The sequence below is a fragment of the Desulfonatronum zhilinae genome (assembly GCF_900182865.1).
GTDB classification, from domain to species: domain Bacteria; phylum Desulfobacterota; class Desulfovibrionia; order Desulfovibrionales; family Desulfonatronaceae; genus Desulfonatronum; species Desulfonatronum lacustre.
This window is the reverse complement of record NZ_FXUJ01000073.1, coordinates 1-2,408: the sequence shown is the minus strand read 5'-3', so window position 1 is coordinate 2,408 and position 2,408 is coordinate 1. Positions and strand designations below refer to the sequence as shown.

The window sequence follows — 2,408 nt, the reverse complement described above, 5'->3', positions numbered from 1 at the left end:
GGATCAAGAACCCGCTCGGCTATGCACTAAAAACAACGGTTGTGAACAAGGCCAGCAAGGAAGGCCAACCGATCTTCAAGGAAATTTTCCAAAGAGTCTTCAACAACGAACTTTAGGAGGCACATCATGGCTACCCAATCCCCCATATTTGAGCATTCCCTTGGCCTAATCCTTGATATCCGTACTTGGAGCGGCTCAAAGAACCTGAAACCCGAAGACTTCTCTGGCGTGGAGCTCCCCCCCGACGAGCTTGTCTCGCTGGGTAGTAAGCGCCTGCATAACCGTGAAGCGTTCCGACCCATCCAGGCCGTTCGGACGAAAACCCTGTCCTACTTGGAAGGCGTAGCCGTCTCTCTGTACTCCGGTAAAATCTGGATCGCACCAGAGGCACGAAAGGACGAAATCGAAGCGGTCCTGTCAGACCTGGCAAGAGAATTCCACACGGAGAAAGGCAAGTTCATGGCCGATTTCTATCAGGAACAGGAGGCTTGGCTGGAGAAGAACTCTAAATGGGTCAGCATCCTTCGGCCATACTTGGAAACCCCGGCAAGTATCGAGAAGAAATTTGGTTTCACTTGGCGGGTATTCAGGATGTCCTCGGCGGAGAACGACCAGGAGTTTGTCGAGGCCCTAACCAACGACCTGACCGGCACGATGCTCCGGGAAATCAGTATCCTGGCCGGGGAAACGCATACCTCTCTGAAAGACCGGGACCGTGCCACCTTCAAAAACCTCAATAGGCTGGACCGCCTTGCAGAAAAACTACGGGGCTTGAGTTTCGTTACCCCCGGCGTCTCGATCATCGAGTCCGAGCTTCAAACCTTCCTGGATCAGCGAGATCACGGCGGCGCACTTACCGGCGCGTCCCTGTTTAACCTCACCCGCCTACTGGTGCAGTTAAAATCACCGGACGTGCTGCAAGACATCCTCGATGCTGCCGAGCAGGGCGATGCCTATCAGTTTGTCTACCCGCCTTATCAGCAGCCGACCACAATCACGGCCCCTGCCCCTCAGCCAGTGCAGCAACCTACACCTACCAACGGCTTCGTACCGCCCCCGGCAGCACCCCAGCCCAGGCTCCCCTCGGCCTGGTTCTGAATAGGAGATAACAGTGATCCCACACCAATCCCTTCATACTGAACTAACCAATATGGCCGCCTCACCAGTGGCCATTGTTTCTGGAACCCTTCCCAAGCTCACTCCGGCACAGATGGCCTCACTCGCATCTGGTCTTGGCCGGAGAACCGGGGTGAAAGTGGTGTTTGATAATTACGCCACAGCCTGTACCGACGGGAAAACCATCATTTTGCCCCTAACCTCCAAGGATAGTTCTTGGATTGTAAGGGGTTATCTTGATCATGAACTCGGTCATGTCAGATTTTCCGATCTGGACCTGGCCCCGAGAAAGCCGCCCTTCGAACGCTCGCTTTGGAACGTAATTGAGGACTGTCGGATCGAAAAGGCACTCGGAGACACTTACCCAGGCATGGCTACAAATCTCAGTACCCTGGTTTCCGAGCTACTGAAAACAAAGGCTGGCGTATTCAAGGTTCAGCAGGACAGTCCACCAGAGGCTTTGATCTGTGGCTTTTGTGGTCTCACTCTACGGACCTTGTATCTGAAGCAGCACATGCTCGCCAACCTGGCCATAGAAGCCAGGAACCAGTTCCTAACCACCTTCGGCCCGGAACTCGAACGCGATCTGTTCGGAATAATCACCCAGATCGGCTCGGCAGCAGACACGGCAGGAGTAGTGGAAATGGTTCGGCAGATAGTGGCCCTGCTGGAGCAGCATAGAGACGCCCAAGATGATTCCGGCTCGGATTCTAATAATAACTCCAAAGAGGAACAGCCGGGTTCTGCCGATCTGGATAGTCAGAATAATCCCCAACAATCCCAAACAATCCCTGACGATCCAGAGCATCAGGACTCATCAGGCCAATCACAGACAGGCCCGGATACTTCGGGCCATCCTAACGATCCTGAACAAGACCCTGACAATCAGGGATCATCAGAAAGTATCCTGGACGATCAAGATCAGCAGGACCAAATCCATGACGATTATGACCAGCCGGACGATCCCGACCAGTCTGAACGAAGCCAAGATTGTCATGGATCATCAGAGATCGTTCCGGACAGTATTAACCCATCAGACCAGCAAGGAGCCCAAGACGATGCAGACCCTTCAATACATAGTAGCCCTGATCCAGCAGATTTGGACGATCTCACAGCCGACCCAGACACCGAAACCCAAGCACCCGGCCAGGATTCGCAGAGCCAAGCACCCAACGCTTCATCCCTGGGCTTGACCCAAACTCCGACCCAAGAAGCCATAGCCCAGGCCCTGGAGTCGCAGGAAGAGATCAGCGATTTTGGCCAGCAGCTCAAAAGCATGGCCCTGAAGTCGG

The 2,408-nt window shown here is 54.1% G+C and carries 1 protein-coding gene and 1 pseudogene; both read left to right on the top strand.

Annotated elements, in window-relative coordinates; translation table 11 throughout:
• Positions 1 to 126 precede the first annotated feature (126 nt).
• A complete protein-coding gene (locus AC559A_RS18980) occupies positions 127 to 1,098 on the top strand; it encodes a DUF3150 domain-containing protein (protein ID WP_498819259.1) in 972 nt (323 codons plus the stop codon).
• A 13-nt stretch (positions 1,099 to 1,111) separates the two neighbouring features.
• Positions 1,112 to 2,408 (top strand): annotated as a pseudogene (locus AC559A_RS18975) (hypothetical protein); the annotation flags it as partial.